This window comes from Antiquaquibacter oligotrophicus, assembly GCF_020535405.1.
GTDB classification, from domain to species: domain Bacteria; phylum Actinomycetota; class Actinomycetes; order Actinomycetales; family Microbacteriaceae; genus Rhodoglobus; species Rhodoglobus oligotrophicus.
On the sequence record NZ_CP085036.1, the window covers coordinates 1,789,819 to 1,807,139 of the forward strand.

Sequence of the window (17,321 nt, forward strand, 5' to 3'; positions counted from 1 at the left end):
CAATCTACTGTGAACGCGCTCTACGCCGACTGGATGGGCCTCGCCATCGCCGAGGCGGAACTCACGCGCGGCACCGGGGACGTGCCCGTCGGGGCTGTTGTGGTGGATGCCGCGGGCACCGTGCTCGGCGCGGGTCGCAACAGACGCGAACTCGACGCCGACCCCACAGCGCACGCCGAACTCGTTGCGATTCGTGCCGCGGCAGCGCGACTCGGTTCCTGGCGGCTCGACGAGGCAACCCTTGTTGTCACGCTCGAGCCGTGCACCATGTGCGCGGGAGCGATTCTCCAGTCACGCATCCCGCGAGTGGTGTTCGGCGCGTGGGACGAGAAGGCGGGTGCTGCCGGCAGCACCTACGACCTCCTGAGGGACCGCCGCCTACCGCACCGTGTCGAGGTGGTGCCGGGCATCCGTGCCGCCGAGGCCGCCGACCTGCTCGCGACGTTTTTCGAGGAGCGCCGTTAGACGGACGCCGGATGCTCGGCGCGCTCCGTGACCTCCGGGTGGATGTGTCGGATGAGGGGAACCGCTCGCTCGACAACGCGCTCCACACGCTCGCGCAACGAATCGCTTGCGATGCGGTAGTCGACAAAGTCGCTCTCCACGCCGTACACACCGAGTGGCAGGGTCACCGCCTGGAAGAACGAGAACAGCGGTCGCAGGTGGTGCTCAAGGATGAGGGAATGGCGTTCACTGCCGCCCGTGGCGGCGAGAAGCACGGGTGTGCCCTCGAGCGCTCGCTGGTCGACGAGATCGAACAGGTGCTTGAACAGGCCGGAGAACGCCGCACGGTAGACCGGACTCACAACGACCAGCAGCTCGGCCGATTCGATCTCGCGCAGAGCGGTCTCGAGCTGTGGGCCAACGGTGGATCGCGACAGCGATCCGGCGAGCGTCGGTGCCAGATCGGTGAGGGAGATCGAGGTCGTGGTGATGTCGAGCTTCTCGCCGAGCTCCTCGACGATGGCGTCGAGGAGCGCCTGCGACTTCGACGGCAGCTGCAGGCTGCCGCACACCGCGACAACTTTGAGTGGTCTGGCGCTCATCGTGGTGTGTCGCTCGCGACGAGATCCGATTCGCCCTGCAGCTGTGCGAGGACATCGTCCTCGGCGGCGAAGGGTGATGGGAGGCTCCCGGTCGCCGCCGAGGCGCCGTCTGTGTGCGCGCCGCGGTACTGGGCTGCGGGATGGTCATCGGCGACGAGTCCCGTCGGAGCGCCCGAGAGGTGCGAACGCAGCGTGCCATCCGACTCGACGGGGTAGTCGTCCCACACCCGTCCCCGGCGTTGCAGCTCCGGCACGACGTACTCGACAAAGTCCTCGAAGGTGCCGGGCGTGATGGCGTAGGCGAGGTTGAAGCCGTCGAGACCGCCCACCTCGATCCAGCGCTCGAGCTCGTCGGCGATCGTTTCGGGTCCCCCCACGATCACCTTGCCGAGCCCGCCGATCGCGAGATACGCCGCGACGTCGCGCGGCGTCCACTTCTTGTCGGGGTCTGCCGTAGTGAACATGGCGAGCACGCTGCGCAGCGAGTCGTTGTCCACGTACTCGAGCGGAACGTCGGGGTCGAGCGTCGAGAAGTCGATACCCGTCCACCCGCCCGCGAGGGCAAGGCCCCCCTCGAGGCTCGCGTAGGAAGCCAACTCGTCGTACTTGGCCCGAGCCGCGTCATCCGTCTCCGCCGTGACGACCGTGAGCAGGGTGAGGATCTTGACCGAATCGCGCGAGCGGCCCTGCGCCTCCGCGCGGTCCCGGATGTCATCGGTGATCGGCCGCGCCTGCTCCGGGCTCGTCGCGATGATAAAGAGCGCCTCGCCGTGTTTGGCGGCGAAATCACGGCCGCGGCTCGACGCACCCGCCTGGTAGATGACCGGCGTGCGTTGCGGCGACGGTTCGCTCAGATGGATGCCCGGCACGGTGAAGTACTCCCCGTCGTGCTGGATCGGGTGCACCTTGGTGGGGTCGGTGTAGACGCCGCGCTCGCGGTCCTTAACAACGGCGCCGTCCTCCCACGATCCCTCCCATAGCTTGTAGGTCACGTCGAGGAACTCGTCGGCGAGGCCGTAACGGTCATCGTGTTTGATCTGCTTCTGCAGGCCGAGGTTGCGTGCGGCGCTGTCGAGGTAACTCGTCACGACGTTGATACCGACTCGCCCTCCCGTGAGCTGATCGAGGGTGCTGAACTTGCGCGCGAGGAGGTAGGGCTGCTCGTAGGTGACGGCGACCGTGACGCCGAATCCGAGTCTGTTCGTGACGGCCGCCATCGCTGGCACCTGGAACAGCGGGTCGTTCACGGGAACCTGATCCGCGTCGATGAACGACGCTGCCGCCGTGCCGCGGTAAAGGTCGTAGAGCCCGACGACGTCGGCGATGAACACGGCGTCGAACTTGCCGCGCTCGAGCGTGCGTGCGAGGTCCTGCCAGTAGCCGAGCGTGTTGTACTGGTCGGCACGATTGTCGGGGTGGCGCCAGAGCCCCGGATTCTGGTGTGTAACGCACGTCATGTCGAATGCGTTGAGAACGATGCGCGAAGAAGTCATGCGACCACTGTCGGCGCGGGCATCCGCACCCGCAAGGTCTCCCGTCACACAGCAACACGGGGCGTCATCGTGTTACGACAAGCGACGAAGTGTTACCCCCAGAACACGGCAACAAGCACGTTGATGAGTGCGAGCCCTCCTGCGGCGTGGAAGAACGGCTTGACCCGCCTACCGCGCTTCTGAGCCCGATAGGCGAGGATCGCCGCGACGAGAACGGCGAGTGCGATGACGAGCTTGACGGCGATCTTCACGTACACGAGCTCGAAGTTTCGGTCGACGCCGTAGTACGGGATGAAGCCGGCCAGAGCGATACCGGAAACGAGTTGCACGATCGCGCCGACGAGCACGGGCACGACAGCGAAGTCCGAGTTCTTACGCATCTGCACGAGGAACGTGCCGACGATGACCGCCATGCCCAGAAGGTGTGCGGTCAGGAGGATCGAGTGGAGGATGTCCATACCCCCATGGTGCCCGCTCGTGGGGCCGCGCCGCCAGGGGCTTTAGTCGATGCCCTTGATGACGATCGCGTCCGTCGACGGGTTGCCCTCGCCGGGGGCGTGGTAGACGTCCGGCTCGAGGTAGATGACGCGGGCGACGGGAACCGCGGAGCGGATGGCCGTCTCCAGGTCGTCGATGGCGTGCGCGACGTCACTGAGTCGATCCTTGGGCGAGAAGGCGATCTTCGCGGCGACCATGAGCTCGTCGGGTCCGAGGTAGAGCGTCTTCATGTGGATGAGTGACTCCACGCGGGAGTCGGAGTTGATGACCTCGCGGATGCGGGTGTCGTCCTCCGGGTTCGCGCCCTCGCCGACCAGGAGACTCTTCGTCTCGATGCCGAGGATGATCGCGACCGCGACCAGCAGAGCACCAATTGCCAGCGTGCCGATGGCGTCCCACGTGCCGTCGCCCGTGAGGATCGTCAACCCGACGCCGATGAACGCGAAGGTCAGACCGAGGAGGGCAGCGACATCCTCGAGCAGCACAACGGGGAGTTCCGGTTGTTTCGCGCGTCGTACGAACTGCACCCAGCTCTGCCGTCCGCGAGTGCGGTTGGACTCACGAACGGCGGTGCGGAGGGAGAAGGACTCGAGCACGATCGCGATCGAGAGCACGAGGATGGGCAGCCACGGCACCTCTAGCGGGTGCGGATGCTGAAGCTTCTCGATTCCCTCGTAAATAGAGAACACACCACCGACCGAGAAGAGGATGATCGCGACGACGAACGCGTAGACGTACCGCTCACGCCCGTAGCCGAAGGGGTGCTCTTTGTCGGCGCGGCGCCGCGACTGACGGCCGCCGAGGAGGAGAAGCAACTGGTTGCCTGAGTCGGCGACGGAGTGGACACCCTCTGCGAGCATGGCGCTCGAGCCGGAGAAGGCGAACGCGACAAATTTGGTGATCGCGATGCCCGTGTTGGCCAGTAGCGCGGCGATGACTGCGCGTGTTCCGCCTTCGGTGCTCATGCCCCTGATCCCGTCATGAGCCAATCCTAGGATGGTGCCATGAGCTCTCTCCCCTCGATCGCGATTATCGGTGCAGGTTCGATGGGGGGCGCCATTCTCGGTGGACTTGTCGCCCCGACGGTGACGGTGGACGGCGGCATCCGGGTGACCAATCGTACCGAGGCGAAAGCGGCGACCGTGCGCCACGAGGGTGTTGAGTCGTTTGCGCTCGAGACGGATGCCGACGCCAACCTCCGGGCCGTGCGCGGGGCACGCGTGGTGCTTGTCGGGGTGAAGCCCGCGATGGTGCGCGACACCCTCATCGAGATCGCTCCGGCTCTCGAGCCCGACGCGATCGTGGTGAGTGTCGCGGCGGGGGTGACGACGGCGACGATGGAGTCGGTTGTGCCTGGCTCGGTTATCAGAGCGATGCCGAACACGCCGGCCCTCGTTGGGCGGGCCGTGACCGGGCTCTCACACGGCTCACGGTCGTCCGACGACGATATGGCTCTCGTGCGGGCCGTTTTTGAGACGGTCGGCACCGTGGTGGAAGTGCCGGAGGCGAAGATCGACGCGCTCAGCACGGTGTCTGGGTCTGGGCCGGCCTACGTGTTCCTGCTCGTGGAGGAGTTCACGCGCGCGGCGGAGGGGCTCGGGTTCTCCCCGGAACAGGCATCACTCCTGGTGAGCGAAACTTTCCTCGGAGCGATGCAGCTGCTCGCCGCGTCGGATGACACCCCCGAGGAGCTGCGTCGCAAGGTGACGAGCCCGAAGGGCACAACCGAGCGCGCCATCGCCGTGCTGCAGGAGGCGGACCTCGAGTCGTTGTTCGCTCGCGCCACGGCGGCAGCCCTCGCTCGCGCCAAAGAACTCGCTGCGAGCTAGCCGCGACCGGGCCCGGCTAGCTCGATTGCGAGGCGAACTTCTCGATCTGCGCCGACTGCCCGCTCACGATGATGAGGTCGTGGTTGGAGACGATCGTGTCGGGTGTCGCGTACGTGAAGTCCTGCCCGGGCGATTTCACGCCGACGACCGTAATACCGAACTTCTTGCGCACGTGTGACTCGGCGAGGCTCATGCCGCGGATTGACTTCGGCGGGTACATCTTGACGATCGCGAAGTCGTTTTCGAACTCGATGAAGTCGAGCATCCGGCCGCTGACAAGGTGCGCGACGCGCTCGCCGGCCTCCGCTTCGGGGTAGATGACGTGGTTCGCTCCGATGCGGGCGAGGATCTTGCCGTGTGACTGGCTGATCGCCTTCGCCCAGATCTGCGGGATCTTGAGATCGACGAGGTTCGCGGTGATGAGCACACTCGCCTCGACGGACGATCCGACCGCGACAACGGCGATCGCGAAATCCTGCGCACCCACCTGACGGAGGGCGTCGATGCTCCTGGCGTCCGTTTGGACGGCGTGTGTCACACGTTCTGACCACTTCTGCACGAGACCCAGGTCCTCATCGATGGCGAGGACCTCTCGATCCAGCCGCTGCAGTTGGCCCGCTGTCGCAGCGCCGAAACGTCCGAGTCCGATGACGAGCACCGGTGCGTCGTGGGGGATCTTCTCAACCAACGATGGGCCTCTCTTCCGGTCGTCTGAACAACCTCGGGTGCTGGCTCGCGGCAAGCGCCGCGGCCAGAGTCACGGTGCCGATGCGACCGAAAAACATGGTCGCGGCTAGGATGTACTGCGCTGAATCCGTCGTCGACGCTGTGAACCCGGTCGTGAGACCACACGTAGCGAACGCGCTGATCACGTCGAAGAGCACATAGTCGAGGGTCGAGTCGGTGAGCAGCAGGATGAGGATGCACGATGCCGCAACGGTCGTCGCACCCCACAGCACAACACTCACCGCGAGTCGTAGCACGTCGCCCGGAATGCGGCGGTCGTACGCCTCCATGTCGCTGTGTCCGCGAGCTTCGGCGAAAGCGGCGAGGAAGAGTATCGCGAGGGTTGTGACCTTGATGCCGCCTGCCGTGGAGGCAGACCCTCCGCCGATGAACATGAGCATGTCGGTGACGAGAAGGCTTGCGGAGTCGAGTTGAGCGATGTCGACGGTGGAGAAACCGCCGGATCTGGCCATCGATGACAGGAAGAAGCTCTGGAGCACCCGTTGGCCCGGGTCCATCGGCCCAAACGTTCTCGGGTTGTTGTACTCCAGTACGAAGTAGGCGAAGGCGCCGAGCACGAGCAGCAACGCGAAGGTAAGGATGGTGATCTTGACGTGGAGGGACCAACGCCGGGGGTGGCGCAGGTTTTTGGTCAGAACGTAGATCACCGGGAATCCGATCGCGCCGAGAACCACGCCGAGCATCAGAACGGTCAGAAACCACGGGTCATCGGCGTAGGGCGTGAGACCGTCCGATGTCGGCAGGAAGCCCGTATTCGTGAACGCCATCGCCGACAGGTACACGGACTGCCACGCCGCGTCGAGCACGGGGACACCCTGGATGAGCATCCGAGGGAACAGGAGGAGCGCGACGGCTAGCTCGATGATGAGCGCGCTCACGGCGACCGTGAGGAGGAGGCTGCCGGTCTCGCCGAGTCGCACCGCCTGGCCCTCAGAGATCGGCCCCTTGTGAATCCGGAGGGGGTTCGCGTCCCCCGCGGCGAGCAACTTCTGTCGCAGGCCCAAGCGGCGGCTGATCACGAGACCGAGGATGCTCGCGAGCGTGAGAACACCGATGCCACCGATCTCCACGCCAATGAAGACGAGAACGTGGCCGAAGGGGGACCAGTATGTCGCCATGTCGACCGTCGAGAGTCCCGTGACGCAAATAACGGACACGGCCGTGAAGAGAGCGTCAACGAGGGGAGCGGGGCGCCCCGTGCTCGTCGCGATCGGAAGTGAGAAGAGGAGAGTGAAGATGAGCACGAAGCTCGTGAAGATTGTGATGGCGAAGCGTGCAGGGGTCGCGGCGGCGAACGAATCGATGCCGTCGCGAAGGCGCGCATAGATGCTCGTCCGCATCGCGGGCTCAACTCGCATGTCGGTGCCCTTCTCGCACGAGTGGCAATGGTACTCGCGTGAGTGCGCCGCTAGCCTGATCCAATGGCGGATATCTTCGACGTGATTTCGGATGCGACCAGACGCGACATCCTCGGAGCGCTTCTCGCGCGCTACGTCTCGAGCGATTCGGAGACGGGTGAGATCAGTGTCGGCGATCTCGTCGAGGTGCTGGGTCTCAGCCAACCCACGGTGTCCAAGCACCTCAAAGTCTTGCGCGACCACGGACTGGTGTCAGTGCGGGAAGAAGGACAGCACCGCTACTACCGCCTTGACTCCACTCCTCTCGAGATCGTCGAAGACTGGCTCATCCCCTATTTGAGCGCCGACTTCGACGACGAGATCGACGCGGAGGAGCTCGGTGCTGCGACCGCCTACACGGCATGGGCGGGGTCCGAAGTGGGGTCAACACTCGGTCGCCGGGCCGCCGAGGGGGCTCATCGTGCACGCCAGGTCGTTGATCAGGTCGGCAAGCGCCTTCCCGCGCCTCCGTGGCGCGGCCGCGATCGCGCCTGAAAACGGCTCAGGCGTGGGGTGGACAGCGGGTAACACCAGCCCCTAGTGTTACCGATTAGCACTCCAGTCACACGGGGCGCAGGAGTCAGAAGGATCACAGCCGATGTCACAGGACCTGTCCGACGTGCGTTTTCTCACGGTCGCCGAGGTGGCCGAGATGATGCGCGTCTCGAACATGACCGTGTACCGGCTCGTTCACGCCGGCGAACTGCCAGCTGTGCGTTTCGGTCGGTCCTTCCGCATCCCGGAGTCTGCTGTCGCCGCGGCGATCGAAACGCCCATAGCCGACGTCGGCTGAACGGCCCGGGCACTCCCACCGGCGAAACCCGGTACACTAAACGCTTGTCCTGTCCACGGTTCTGAAGCGAACCGTCACAAGTTCACTCAGAACGGTAGAGGTTCCTTATGGGTTCAGTCATCAAGAAGCGCCGCAAGCGGATGGCCAAGAAGAAGCACCGCAAGCTGCTGCGCAAGACGCGTCACCAGCGTCGCAACAAGAAGTAATTCAGCGGCTCTGCCGCTTCACGTAACGTTTCGCCTCTCGGATGCTCGACCGCTTGAGCGGCAGCACCTCCCAGCCCTTCTCGCGCGCGTGCGCAAGGAGCTTCGCGTCCGCGTTGATGACGATGCGATTACCGACCGCCGTGAGCAAGGGAATGTCGTTGCTCGAATCCGAGTAGGCCCAACAGAGTTCGAGGTCGGCACCCCGGGCATCCGCGAAGGCCGTCGCTACGACCGCCTTCTCTTCGCCGTGAAGGACATGGCCGTCGAGGTCCCCCGTGAAGACGCCATCGAGCGCTTCGACCTTGGTGCCGATCGCGCCGGTCAACCCCAAGCGTGACGCAATCACGTCGGCGACCAACTGCGGAGTCGCCGTGATGAGCCACACCTCGTGGCCCTTGGCGAGATGCTCACGCGCGAGCGCGACGGTCTCCGGCCAGAGCTTGGGGGCGATGTCGCGATCGTAAATATCGTGGGCGAGGGTGACGAGTCCCTCCTCGGTGTGACCCGTCACCAGACCGAGCGCCCGCTCCTTCGCCGTGACGAGATGATTCCGGTTCTCTCCGACGGCGAGAAAGCGGAACTGATGCCACGCGAATACGGCGATGTCACGCCACGAGATGAGACCGCGCCGCCACGCCTCACGGCCGACGTAGAAGACACTCGCGCCCCTCATGAGTGTGTTGTCGACGTCGAAGAATGCGATCACAGGGGTGTCGCTGGCGTCGTTGTCGGCGAGATCGGGCATCCCTACCAGTCTGACAGATGGGGGCGGGTGCGCCCGCGCCGCGGCTAGGGTTGAGGTCGTGCCCGTACGTGTGACGCTGCTCTCCAAGCCCGGTTGTCACCTGTGCGATGCGGCCCGGGATGCCGTGAACGAGGTCATCGCGCGGGCGGGGGTCGAGGCATCCGTCGACGAGGTCAACATCCTCGACGACGCGGCACTCAACCAACGTTATTGGGACGAGATCCCCGTGGTTCTCATCGAGGATCGCGTGCACACCATTTGGCGAGTGGACCCCGATCGCTTCGCCGCAGCACTCAAGGAGCACTCAGAATGATCAAGCACATCGTCGTGTGGAAGCTCGCCGCAACCGATGACTCGGCCAAAGCCGAAGCGACCGAGGAAATCCGCGCTGTTCTCACCCCACTCGTCGACGTCATCGAGGGACTGCGGACGCTCACGGTGCACGCCAACGAGGCCTACTTCGACATGAACTGGGACGTCGTGCTGCTCTCGGAGTTCGACTCCTTCGAGGCGCTCGCCGAATACCAGGTTCACCCGCAGCACGTGGCTGCGGCAGCGGTTGTGCACAGCCACACGACGCAGCGCGCCGGCGTCGATATCGAGGTCTGAGGCTCAGCTCGCGATGTCGATGGGGCCGGTGAGCCGGTTCTTGAGGGCGTCGCGCTCCGCAGCCAGCGACGCGATCGTCGAGGCCTCGAGCGTTTCCATACCCGTGAACGGGTTGGGCATCCCGCTCTTTTCGAGCACGGCGGCCGCGTAAGCGTCCGCTGCCGCCGCCACCTTCGCGCTTGCTCGCTGCGACTTCTTGAGTGAGACCGCGGGACCCCCGACGACCTCGGCGTGCTTCTTCAGAGCCTTCTTGAGCTCTTTGAGTGCCGAATCGATCTTCTTGGACATGCGCCCATCATGCACCACCCGAGTGAACGACCACGAGGGTGAACTTTCAGGTGCGTGCCCTAACTTTCGTCGACGACCTCGGCGGAGGCAGCTGCGGTGCGAACGGCATCAATGCCGCCCATGGCGCTCGCCTTCGCCGTGTAGCCCTCGGACGTTGCGATGACCTCGCCGTTGCCGGCCTTGAGAACGAAGCGGAACTCGCCCCGAGCGTCCTTCGAAATCACAAACTTTGCGGCCATGATGGATCCCTTTCACCTGCGGATGGTGCCGCCAGGCTAGGGTTGCCGGAGTCCCGAAATCTACGGGTGAGTGTCCTCTATTTCGCGGGTTCGTCCGCCATGATCGCGAGGATCTGCGACGCGTCGCCCCACACGCCGGGGGAGTCGTACGGGCGGTCGGGGAAGGCACCGTACTCGAGGGTGATCGGCAGATTGTTGTCGGTGATGAAAGTCTCCACCCGCTCGGCGAGGGTGAGCGGTACGCCGCTACTGCAGTTGATGATTCCCGTGACGTCCGAACGCGCGCTCACGGTCGCGATCTGATCGCCCAACTCGCTCACGTCGATGAAGTCGTAGCGGTTTTTGCCCGTGGTGAAGGGGAAAGTTGTTTTGCCCTCCGCAGCGGCCGTGAGGATGCGCGTGAAGATCGACTGGTTGTTGAGGTCGTCCCCGAGGATGTAGTAGCAGCGCAACCACTGCAGCGGTACGCGCGGGGCGAGGTGCACGAAGCTCGCCCGGCGGAGGGCATCCTTGGCGATGCCGTACAGCGAGAGAGGGTTGGTGGGGGTGTCGGCGTCGATAGCGCCCTCCCAGTAACCGACCTCGTGCATCGTTCCGAGGACGGCGAGACGCCCGACGCCCCAGTCGGTGAGGGCCTCGAGAAAGCGGAAGTGCGACGACAGCTGCTCCATGTGCGACGGAGCGTTGTGGGCGAACCCGTCCTGCCATGCCAGATGCACAACCCCGTCGAACGGGGTGTCGCTGAGCGTGTTTACGTCGAAGTCGGGAGCGAGGATGTCCGCCGCGACGATCGTCGCGCGGAGGTCGACCTCGGCCCGCGACGATGGACGCACCGTAGCGACTACCTCGTGGCCCCGGTCGAGGAGGGATCGGACGACGTGTCGGCCGACATAACCGCCGGCACCGGTGACGAGAACACGATCAGGCATGGCCGCAATCCTACGGGCAGGGAACATCCAGGCCGGGCAGGGGCGGGCGCACCTATAATTGCAAGGCTTGCTGTCGACGAGAGGGCGTAGTGGAACAGTCCAACGAGCAGCGCGCACTAGCCGCGGGGGCACGACGCGCGATCTTCTACCTCTTCTACGATCCGAGGGGGATCGTCGACGACTACATCCCGTACAAGTTGGAGCGGCTGCGCCCGCACGCCGATCACATCACGGTGATCGTCAACGGCGCGCTCGACGAGGCAGGCCGAGTCGCCCTCGAAGCCGTGTCCGACGACGTGTGGCAGCGCGAAAACATCGGTTTCGACGTCGAGGGTTACAAGGACGCCATCGAACGTTTCGGGGAGCGTGCCAGCGAGTTCGACGAACTCCTGCTCATGAACTACACGTTCTTCGGGCCGATCGGAGACTTCGCCCCGCTCTTTGAGCGGATGGATGCCGCCAACGTCGACTTCTGGGGAATGACCGACCACACCGAGGTCACCCCCAACCCGATCACGCTCGACGGCACCATGCCCCGGCACCTGCAATCGCACTGGATTGCGGTTCGACGACCCGTCTTCGAGTCGGAGGCGTGGCGCGACTACTGGCGTCAGATGCCCCCCATCCGCTCCTACTCCGACTCGATCCTCAACCACGAGTCGCGCTTCACCAGCCACTTCGAGTCCCTCGGCTTTGTCTCGGCTGCGGCCTACCCGCACGAGAACTACCCCGGAACACCGCATCCGGCCTTCGAACGAGCCCAGCAGCTGTTGGAGGACGGATGCCCGGTGCTCAAGCGCCGCCCGTTCTTCCACGATCCGCTCTACCTCGACCGCGAGGGTGTCATCGGCAGGTACCTCCTCGACGAGGTGGAGCAGCGCGGTTACCCCGTCGAGTTTGTGCTGCGCAACATGTCGCGCACGTCGATGCCGCGTGTTCTCAATACCGCGGCTTCCCTTCTCGAGATCCTTCCCGACCAGCAGGTCGGTTACGACCCCGAGAAGCCGTTCCGCATCCTGGCGGCGGTCCACATCTTCTACGAAGACCTCACCGACGAACTGCTCGACAGGCTCGAATCATTGCCGAATTCCTACGACCTGGTCGCCACCACCACCGATGAGGCCAAGGCCGAGTACATCCGCGAACGTATTGCCGCACGGTCGGATGCCCGGCTCGCCGCCTCGGAAGTGCGTGTGCTGCCGTCTAACCGCGGCCGCGACCTGAGCGCATTTTTTGTCGCAACACGCGACAAGCTCGTGAGCGACGAGTACGACCTCGTCGTCAAGGTTCACTCGAAGAAGACGGTGCAGCAGGGTGCCGCGGTCGGCACACTCTTCAAACGCCAGCAGCTCGACAACCTCCTCGGAACGCCCGGCTATACGGCCAACGTCATTGGGCTCTTCCAGAAGGAACCGACCCTGGGTGCCGTCTACCCACCCACCGTTCACATCGGTTTCCCGACGATGGGTGGCGCCTGGTTCACGAATAAAGAACCCACCAAGAAGCTCGCCGATCGGCTCGGCATCCGTGTTCCGCTCGACGACCTGTCGCCCCTGGCTCCGCTCGGAGCAATGTGGATCGCGCGCCCGGAGGCTATGCGTCTGCTCTTCGAGATCGAGTACGACTACACCGACTACTCTCCGGAGACCGACCACAGCGACGGAAGTCTCGCCCACGTGCAGGAGCGCATCATCCCGTACGCGGCCGGTGAGCTCGGGTACCACGTCAAGACCGTTGCCAACACGGAGTACGCGGCCATCAGCCACACGTTCCTCGAGTACAAGCTCGACCAGCTCAGTCGCACCGTGCAGGGTTACGCGATCGAGGAGGTCGGTGTGCTCCAGCAGTGGGCCGCGACGGTCTCGCGCGTCGACTCCGGAGTGCTAGGCACGATTCGTGCCTACTTCGGGCGCCATCATCCGGGGCTTCGCGATCGCCTCTCGCCCGCGTACCACGGACTGCGTAAGGTGCTCGGACGCGCCCCCGCCAACCCCGAACAGTAGGCTGTCGGGGTGAAGGTGACCGTCGCGAGCGCATTTAACCCGCGCGCGAACAGCATTGGGTTCGTCCGATGGCTCATGGCCTTCATGGTGATCTTCTCGCACGCCGGCCCACTCGCGGGTTTCTACGGCGGCAAGGACCTCGGAACGCAGTTCAGCACCGAGCAGTCCGTCGGTGGAGTGGCCGTTGCCGGATTCTTTTTCCTCTCCGGCTTCCTCATCACCCAGAGCCGGCTCGGTAAGTCATCGACAGCCCGGTTCTTCTGGCGCCGTGTCGTTCGCATCATGCCCGCGTTCTGGCTCACGCTCATCGTGACCGCGTTTGTGCTCGCCCCCATCGCGTGGATGCGCGAGGCGGGCAGCATCAACGGGTACTTCACGGCCCCCGTCGACAGCCCGCTGACGTACTTCGTCAACAACATGTTCCTGGTCATGAACCAGCCGAGCATCGCCGAGATGGGCACAACGATCCCCTTCTACACGATGCACGGTGGCTTCGAGTGGAACGGTTCGGCCTGGACGCTCGGCTTCGAGTTCGCGGCCTACATCCTGGTGGGCATCCTCGGGATGATCGGCGCTCTGCGCAATCGCATCGTCGCTACCGCCGTCGCCCTCTTCATCATCTTTATGGCCACGCTCCAGTGGCTGTACATCTCCCTCGAGCAGGCCGGCCCGACCTTCACTGACTACCGGGTGCTCCTGCTGCTCGCGCCGTTCGCCTTTGGAATCCTGTTCGCTCTGTGGGGGGAGAAGATCCCGCTCGACGATCGCCTGGCGATCGCCGCGATCACGGTTGCGGCCTACACCTACGTGCGGGGCGGCTGGCTGGTTGTCGGCCAGTACCTCTTCCTGTACTTCCTCATGTGGTTCGCCATCAGGGTCACCCTCCTCAAACGGTGGGAGCGTTTCGGGGACTTCTCGTACGGCATCTACATCATTGCGTGGCCCCTGATGCAGTTCGCCGCCTACTTCAACCTGCAGGCCTACGGGTGGCTGGTCTACCACGCGGTGATCGTCGTCGGCTGCCACATCTACGCGTTCCTCAGCTGGCATCTCATAGAGAAGCCCGCTATGAGCCTCAAGAACTGGACACCTCGGTGGCTCGCCTGGACGATGCGCAAGATCGATCCGCTCTTCGAACCCGGGCGTAGGCTCCTCGCGCGTATCAACTTCCCCACCGGAACCGCACCGAGCGAGATCCCGTCGCTGCCGCTGCGACAGGGGCCGGGAGGTACGTCGTGAGCTTGCGGGAGCTGCCCCCGGAGCAGACGATCAGCAGCCGGTGGACACACCTGCGGTACGTGCCGCTCGTCATCCTCGTTGTCCTCGTTGTGGTTGCCACCGGTGTCGGCCTGTGGGCCCGGTCGAATCAGGCGGCCCCGCCGACTCCCGACCCGGCCGGCACCCCCGCGGCGCCCGTGGCCCAGCGTCTCCCCGATGTGTGCCGCACCCCGACCGAGGTGCCGAGCGCCGCACCGTGGTCGGCGGACAACGCCGGTGCATCCGAGGCGGTGTGGAACGAGCACGCCGAGGAGACCGCCAACGTCGTTCTCGGCCAGGATCGTTGGGTGTTCTGGGGTGACCTGCAGAACAACAACTTCTCGCAGGCCCTCGGTCGACGCACACTCTCAGCCGAAGAACTCGAGTCGTGGCGCTCCTACATCGCGAACCTCGACACCACACTCACCGAAGCGGGCATCGAGTTCTACGTTGTCATCGCACCGGCCAAGTGGGCGATCTACCCGGAGGAACTGCCCACGTGGGCGGAGAGCATCCGGGGCCCGGGGCCCCTCGACCAGTTGATGGCGGCGGGAGGGGATCTCCCGCTCATCGACCTCCGCGAGAGCCTGCGCGAAGCATCCGCCGAAACCCAGACCTTCAGCAGGTACAACAGTCACTGGACGTCGTTCGGGGCGCTCACCGGGTGGAACACCATCGCCGAATGCCTGAACGCCAACGAAGCGGACCTCGCGATCACCCCCAACCCCATCGACGGCGTCACCCTCGTCGAGGACTACAACGAGTTCGGCAACTACGGAGTCGAACTCGAGGAAGCGGACTGGACCGAACCCGTATTCACCCCGCCACTGGCCCCCATCGAACTCACGATCGCGGGAGGCGACCCGAGCACGATCGAGGGCAACCGCTGGACGACCTTCGACGACATGCCAGCCCTCAGTCGCAACGAGTCCGCGGCCACGGATGCCTCGGTGCTCTTCGCGGGCGACTCCTTCGGTATCATCATGTCGCCGTACTACCAGCAGGCGTTCCGCGAGGTGCGCACTCTCCGGCACAACCTCGACGCCGACCCGAGTGAACGCCCCGACATCGCCGAGCTGGCGCTCGCCACCCGCCCGGACATCGTGATCCTCGAGATCGCCCAGCGACACCTCAATCGCCCCCCGACCCCATGACCGAGGCCCGCGCAGGGCGCTTCCTGCCCGAGATCCAAGCCCTGCGCGCGCTTGCCGTGGTGCTCGTTGTGCTGTACCACGTGTGGCCCGAGAGGCTCCCGGGCGGCTTCATCGGTGTCGACGTATTTTTTGTGATCTCGGGTTACCTCATCACCGATCACCTCGTCCGTGAGTACGAGGGCCGCGGCACCATTTCGCTCACACGCTTCTGGGCGCGTCGCATCCGCCGGCTCCTCCCCGCAGCGTTTGTTGTGCTCGCGGCGTGTGTGGTGCTCGTGTTTATTGTGCTCCCGGAGGTGGTGCGCCAGGAGACGTTGCGGCAGATCGCCGCGGCATCCGGCTACGTGCTCAACTGGGTGCTCGCCTTCGACGCCGTCGACTATCTCGCCGCGGGCAACGAGCCGACCGTGGTCCAGCACTACTGGACACTCTCGGTCGAGGAGCAGTTCTACCTGGGGTGGCCACTGCTTCTCGTGATAGTCGGTGCCGTGCTGCTGCGGGTACGCCGACACCGCGTGTCGGCGACGGCCCTCGCGGGGTGGAGCGCCCTCGCGGTCATCGTCGTCTCGTTCGGGTTCTCGGTCTACCTCACGTGGTTCACGCCAAAACTCGCGTTTTTTGCCACCACAACCCGCGCGTGGGAGTTCGCCGCGGGAGGCCTGCTCGCCGTGATCGTGGTGCGCTGGCCGTCGTTGGTCGAGCGCCTTCGGTCGCAGCGTCTCGTCGCGAGCACCTCGGCGCTGACGGTGCTCGGGGTTGCACTCATCGTCGCGGCATCCTTCCTCCTCGACGGCGACTCGGCCTTCCCCGGGTGGATCGCGGCCGTCCCGGTGCTCGGTGCTCTTCTCGTCATCCTCGGCGGCCGCCCACGCGCGCTCGGGCTCGGGCCGATCGTCTCGTGGCGACCCATTCAGTACCTCGGTGATATCTCCTACTCCGTGTACCTGTGGCACTGGCCGATTCTGCTGACACTCGTGGTGCTCACGGCGCGACGGCCCACCCTCCTCGAGGGTGTTGCGATCGTGGCTGCGACCCTCGTGCTCGCAGCTCTCACCAAACACTTTGTGGAGGACCCGGGTCGACGCTCGGCGCTACTGACGCGTCGCCGCGGAGCCTTCGCGCTCGCCGCGATCGGTGTTGTCGCATTCGTCGGTGTGTGGGTCGGGACGGGCGCCGTTGCCGCGAGCCAAGCGCAAGCGGATCGCGCCGCCCTCGAACGCGCAATTGCCGATACCGAAGGATGTTTCGGTGCCAACGCATTACTCGGCTCAGGCGAGTGCGCTGATCCCTTCCTGCTGACGCCCGACGTGGACCTCGCTGCCGCCGCCAACGATCTCGCCTACGAGGACTGGTGCCTCACGTGGTACGACGAGGAGTGGGTCTCGTGCGAGATCGGGGCGACGGATGGTGCCGAGACCTGGGCGCTCGTCGGGGACTCCCACGCGGCATCCATGGTCGAAGCCTTCGACGACTACTTCGCCGATCGTGACGTGACGATCGTCACGTACATGCGCTACGGCTGCGATGGTTACCGACTTCCAAATGGCGTCGAGGCGCTGACCGACGACGAGCGTCAGGACGCCGACTGCCGTGAGTGGGCCGAGCGGGTGCAACGGGAACTCGCGTCGCGCGACGACATCAGCACCGTCATGTTCCTCAATCGCACGAGCCTGTACGCGAGCGAGGGCAGGCCGGACGACCGCCGACTCACCGTCGAGAACATCACCGCAACGTGGGAGCCCCTCATCGGGGGTGGCAAACGGGTTGTCGCGATCAAGGACTGGCCGGTCACGGAGGGTGACAGCATCCCCGTATGCCTCTCGGCGCATGTAGGCGAGCAGGGGCCGTGTAGCGTGCCGCGAGATGTCGGTATGCCCTACGACCCCCAGGACGATGCCGCGGCAGAGACCGGGGCCGAGTTGATCGACCTCACCGATGCCTTCTGCGATGACGAACGCTGCTACTCCGTGATCGGAGGGGTCGTCGTCTACCCCGATCACAACCACATCACCGGCACGTACTCACGCACCCTCATGCCGTACCTCGGGTCACTTCTGACGGGCCGCTAGCGCGCGCACGGCCAGCCTT

The 17,321-nt window shown here is 65.0% G+C and carries 21 protein-coding genes; 11 read left to right on the forward strand and 10 right to left on the reverse strand.

The window, feature by feature from the left end; translation table 11 throughout:
• Nucleotides 1-33: 33 nt before the first annotated feature.
• The gene (locus LH407_RS08875; protein WP_322134948.1) at nt 34-465 is read left to right on the forward strand and encodes a nucleoside deaminase; all 432 of its coding nucleotides are present in this window, start codon (nt 34-36) and stop codon (nt 463-465) included.
• Here LH407_RS08875 and msuE read toward each other — a convergent pair.
• The 4 genes from msuE to LH407_RS08895 form a co-directional block, all read right to left on the reverse strand.
• The gene (gene msuE, locus LH407_RS08880; RefSeq protein WP_322134348.1) at nt 462-1,046 is read right to left on the reverse strand and encodes an FMN reductase; all 585 of its coding nucleotides are present in this window, start codon (nt 1,044-1,046) and stop codon (nt 462-464) included. The genes LH407_RS08875 and msuE overlap by 4 nt on opposite strands.
• A complete protein-coding gene (locus tag LH407_RS08885) occupies nt 1,043-2,539 on the reverse strand; it encodes an LLM class flavin-dependent oxidoreductase (RefSeq protein WP_322134347.1) in 1,497 nt (498 codons plus the stop codon). Before LH407_RS08885 ends, msuE begins: the two co-directional genes overlap by 4 nt.
• Before the next feature lie 92 nt (nt 2,540-2,631).
• Nucleotides 2,632-2,997 (reverse strand): hypothetical protein, encoded by a 366-nt coding sequence (locus tag LH407_RS08890; protein WP_322134346.1) that lies wholly within the window; start codon nt 2,995-2,997, stop codon nt 2,632-2,634.
• Between the two features lie 42 nt (nt 2,998-3,039).
• Nucleotides 3,040-4,002, reverse strand: coding sequence for a cation diffusion facilitator family transporter (locus LH407_RS08895; protein ID WP_322134345.1), 963 nt, complete (start codon nt 4,000-4,002; stop codon nt 3,040-3,042).
• Nucleotides 4,003-4,041: 39 nt separating this feature from the next.
• Between LH407_RS08895 and proC the strand changes: the two genes are divergently transcribed.
• Nucleotides 4,042-4,866 carry a pyrroline-5-carboxylate reductase gene (gene proC, locus LH407_RS08900; protein WP_322134344.1) on the forward strand — a complete coding sequence of 275 codons (825 nt, stop codon included), beginning with the start codon at nt 4,042-4,044 and terminating at the stop codon, nt 4,864-4,866.
• A 16-nt stretch (nt 4,867-4,882) separates the two neighbouring features.
• Here proC and LH407_RS08905 read toward each other — a convergent pair whose 3' ends face one another.
• Together LH407_RS08905 and LH407_RS08910 are read right to left on the reverse strand one after the other, a co-directional pair.
• The gene (locus tag LH407_RS08905) at nt 4,883-5,554 is read right to left on the reverse strand and encodes a potassium channel family protein (RefSeq protein ID WP_322134343.1); all 672 of its coding nucleotides are present in this window, start codon (nt 5,552-5,554) and stop codon (nt 4,883-4,885) included.
• Complete coding sequence (locus LH407_RS08910; protein WP_322134342.1) at nt 5,547-6,971, reverse strand: TrkH family potassium uptake protein; 1,425 nt, start codon at nt 6,969-6,971, stop codon at nt 5,547-5,549. The genes LH407_RS08905 and LH407_RS08910 overlap by 8 nt, the downstream gene beginning before the upstream one ends.
• 63 nt (nt 6,972-7,034) lie before the next feature.
• Here LH407_RS08910 and LH407_RS08915 point away from each other — a divergent pair, with 63 nt between their 5' ends.
• The 3 genes from LH407_RS08915 (at nt 7,035) to LH407_RS08925 (ending at nt 8,009) form a co-directional block, all read left to right on the forward strand.
• A complete protein-coding gene (locus LH407_RS08915; RefSeq protein WP_322134341.1) occupies nt 7,035-7,505 on the forward strand; it encodes an ArsR/SmtB family transcription factor in 471 nt (156 codons plus the stop codon).
• Between the two features lie 103 nt (nt 7,506-7,608).
• Nucleotides 7,609-7,803, forward strand: coding sequence for a helix-turn-helix domain-containing protein (locus tag LH407_RS08920; RefSeq protein WP_179493937.1), 195 nt, complete (start codon nt 7,609-7,611; stop codon nt 7,801-7,803).
• Between the two features lie 107 nt (nt 7,804-7,910).
• On the forward strand, nt 7,911-8,009 hold the full coding sequence (locus LH407_RS08925) for a 30S ribosomal protein bS22 (protein ID WP_003792170.1): 99 nt from the start codon (nt 7,911-7,913) through the stop codon (nt 8,007-8,009).
• Nucleotide 8,010: 1 nt separating this feature from the next.
• Here LH407_RS08925 and LH407_RS08930 read toward each other — a convergent pair whose 3' ends face one another.
• Entirely contained in the window at nt 8,011-8,754 is a 744-nt protein-coding gene (locus LH407_RS08930; protein ID WP_322134340.1) for an HAD family hydrolase, read from the reverse strand.
• Between the two features lie 58 nt (nt 8,755-8,812).
• Between LH407_RS08930 and LH407_RS08935 the strand changes: the two genes are divergently transcribed.
• Nucleotides 8,813-9,067 (forward strand): glutaredoxin family protein, encoded by a 255-nt coding sequence (locus tag LH407_RS08935; RefSeq protein WP_322134339.1) that lies wholly within the window; start codon nt 8,813-8,815, stop codon nt 9,065-9,067.
• Nucleotides 9,064-9,363 carry a Dabb family protein gene (locus tag LH407_RS08940; RefSeq protein ID WP_322134338.1) on the forward strand — a complete coding sequence of 100 codons (300 nt, stop codon included), beginning with the start codon at nt 9,064-9,066 and terminating at the stop codon, nt 9,361-9,363. The genes LH407_RS08935 and LH407_RS08940 overlap by 4 nt, the downstream gene beginning before the upstream one ends.
• A gap of 3 nt (nt 9,364-9,366) precedes the next feature.
• Here the strand turns inward: LH407_RS08940 and LH407_RS08945 are convergent, their stop codons facing one another.
• The 3 genes from LH407_RS08945 to LH407_RS08955 form a co-directional block, all read right to left on the reverse strand.
• Complete coding sequence (locus LH407_RS08945) at nt 9,367-9,651, reverse strand: hypothetical protein (protein WP_322134337.1); 285 nt, start codon at nt 9,649-9,651, stop codon at nt 9,367-9,369.
• Between the two features lie 59 nt (nt 9,652-9,710).
• The gene (locus LH407_RS08950; protein WP_322134336.1) at nt 9,711-9,890 is read right to left on the reverse strand and encodes a YegP family protein; all 180 of its coding nucleotides are present in this window, start codon (nt 9,888-9,890) and stop codon (nt 9,711-9,713) included.
• Nucleotides 9,891-9,967: 77 nt separating this feature from the next.
• Nucleotides 9,968-10,819, reverse strand: a complete 852-nt coding sequence (locus tag LH407_RS08955; protein ID WP_322134335.1) for an NAD-dependent epimerase/dehydratase family protein — start codon at nt 10,817-10,819, stop codon at nt 9,968-9,970.
• Between the two features lie 89 nt (nt 10,820-10,908).
• Here LH407_RS08955 and LH407_RS08960 point away from each other — a divergent pair, with 89 nt between their 5' ends.
• From LH407_RS08960 to LH407_RS08975, 4 genes are read left to right on the forward strand one after another with little or no spacing between them, the layout of a single operon-like run.
• On the forward strand, nt 10,909-12,822 hold the full coding sequence (locus LH407_RS08960; RefSeq protein ID WP_322134334.1) for a rhamnan synthesis F family protein: 1,914 nt from the start codon (nt 10,909-10,911) through the stop codon (nt 12,820-12,822).
• A gap of 9 nt (nt 12,823-12,831) precedes the next feature.
• Complete coding sequence (locus tag LH407_RS08965; protein WP_322134333.1) at nt 12,832-14,061, forward strand: acyltransferase family protein; 1,230 nt, start codon at nt 12,832-12,834, stop codon at nt 14,059-14,061.
• Nucleotides 14,058-15,233, forward strand: a complete 1,176-nt coding sequence (locus LH407_RS08970) for an alginate O-acetyltransferase AlgX-related protein (RefSeq protein WP_322134332.1) — start codon at nt 14,058-14,060, stop codon at nt 15,231-15,233. Before LH407_RS08965 ends, LH407_RS08970 begins: the two co-directional genes overlap by 4 nt.
• Nucleotides 15,230-17,302 carry an acyltransferase family protein gene (locus LH407_RS08975; RefSeq protein WP_322134331.1) on the forward strand — a complete coding sequence of 691 codons (2,073 nt, stop codon included), beginning with the start codon at nt 15,230-15,232 and terminating at the stop codon, nt 17,300-17,302. The genes LH407_RS08970 and LH407_RS08975 overlap by 4 nt, the downstream gene beginning before the upstream one ends.
• Nucleotides 17,303-17,321: the final 19 nt, after the last annotated feature.

Bases quoted from the DNA above. Each gene is read 5' to 3' on its own strand.
- msuE (WP_322134348.1), bottom strand. From the start codon at position 1,046: ATGAGCGCCAGACCACTCAAAGTTGTCGCGGTGTGCGGCAGCCTGCAG.
- LH407_RS08975 (WP_322134331.1), top strand. From the start codon at position 15,230: ATGACCGAGGCCCGCGCAGGGCGCTTCCTGCCCGAGATCCAAGCCCTG.
- LH407_RS08930 (WP_322134340.1), bottom strand. From the start codon at position 8,754: ATGCCCGATCTCGCCGACAACGACGCCAGCGACACCCCTGTGATCGCA.
- LH407_RS08955 (WP_322134335.1), bottom strand. From the start codon at position 10,819: ATGCCTGATCGTGTTCTCGTCACCGGTGCCGGCGGTTATGTCGGCCGA.
- LH407_RS08925 (WP_003792170.1), top strand. From the start codon at position 7,911: ATGGGTTCAGTCATCAAGAAGCGCCGCAAGCGGATGGCCAAGAAGAAG.
- LH407_RS08885 (WP_322134347.1), bottom strand. From the start codon at position 2,539: ATGACTTCTTCGCGCATCGTTCTCAACGCATTCGACATGACGTGCGTT.
- LH407_RS08910 (WP_322134342.1), bottom strand. From the start codon at position 6,971: ATGCGAGTTGAGCCCGCGATGCGGACGAGCATCTATGCGCGCCTTCGC.
- LH407_RS08895 (WP_322134345.1), bottom strand. From the start codon at position 4,002: ATGAGCACCGAAGGCGGAACACGCGCAGTCATCGCCGCGCTACTGGCC.
- LH407_RS08875 (WP_322134948.1), top strand. From the start codon at position 34: ATGGGCCTCGCCATCGCCGAGGCGGAACTCACGCGCGGCACCGGGGAC.
- proC (WP_322134344.1), top strand. From the start codon at position 4,042: ATGAGCTCTCTCCCCTCGATCGCGATTATCGGTGCAGGTTCGATGGGG.
- LH407_RS08950 (WP_322134336.1), bottom strand. From the start codon at position 9,890: ATGGCCGCAAAGTTTGTGATTTCGAAGGACGCTCGGGGCGAGTTCCGC.
- LH407_RS08915 (WP_322134341.1), top strand. From the start codon at position 7,035: ATGGCGGATATCTTCGACGTGATTTCGGATGCGACCAGACGCGACATC.
- LH407_RS08945 (WP_322134337.1), bottom strand. From the start codon at position 9,651: ATGTCCAAGAAGATCGATTCGGCACTCAAAGAGCTCAAGAAGGCTCTG.
- LH407_RS08940 (WP_322134338.1), top strand. From the start codon at position 9,064: ATGATCAAGCACATCGTCGTGTGGAAGCTCGCCGCAACCGATGACTCG.
- LH407_RS08920 (WP_179493937.1), top strand. From the start codon at position 7,609: ATGTCACAGGACCTGTCCGACGTGCGTTTTCTCACGGTCGCCGAGGTG.
- LH407_RS08890 (WP_322134346.1), bottom strand. From the start codon at position 2,997: ATGGACATCCTCCACTCGATCCTCCTGACCGCACACCTTCTGGGCATG.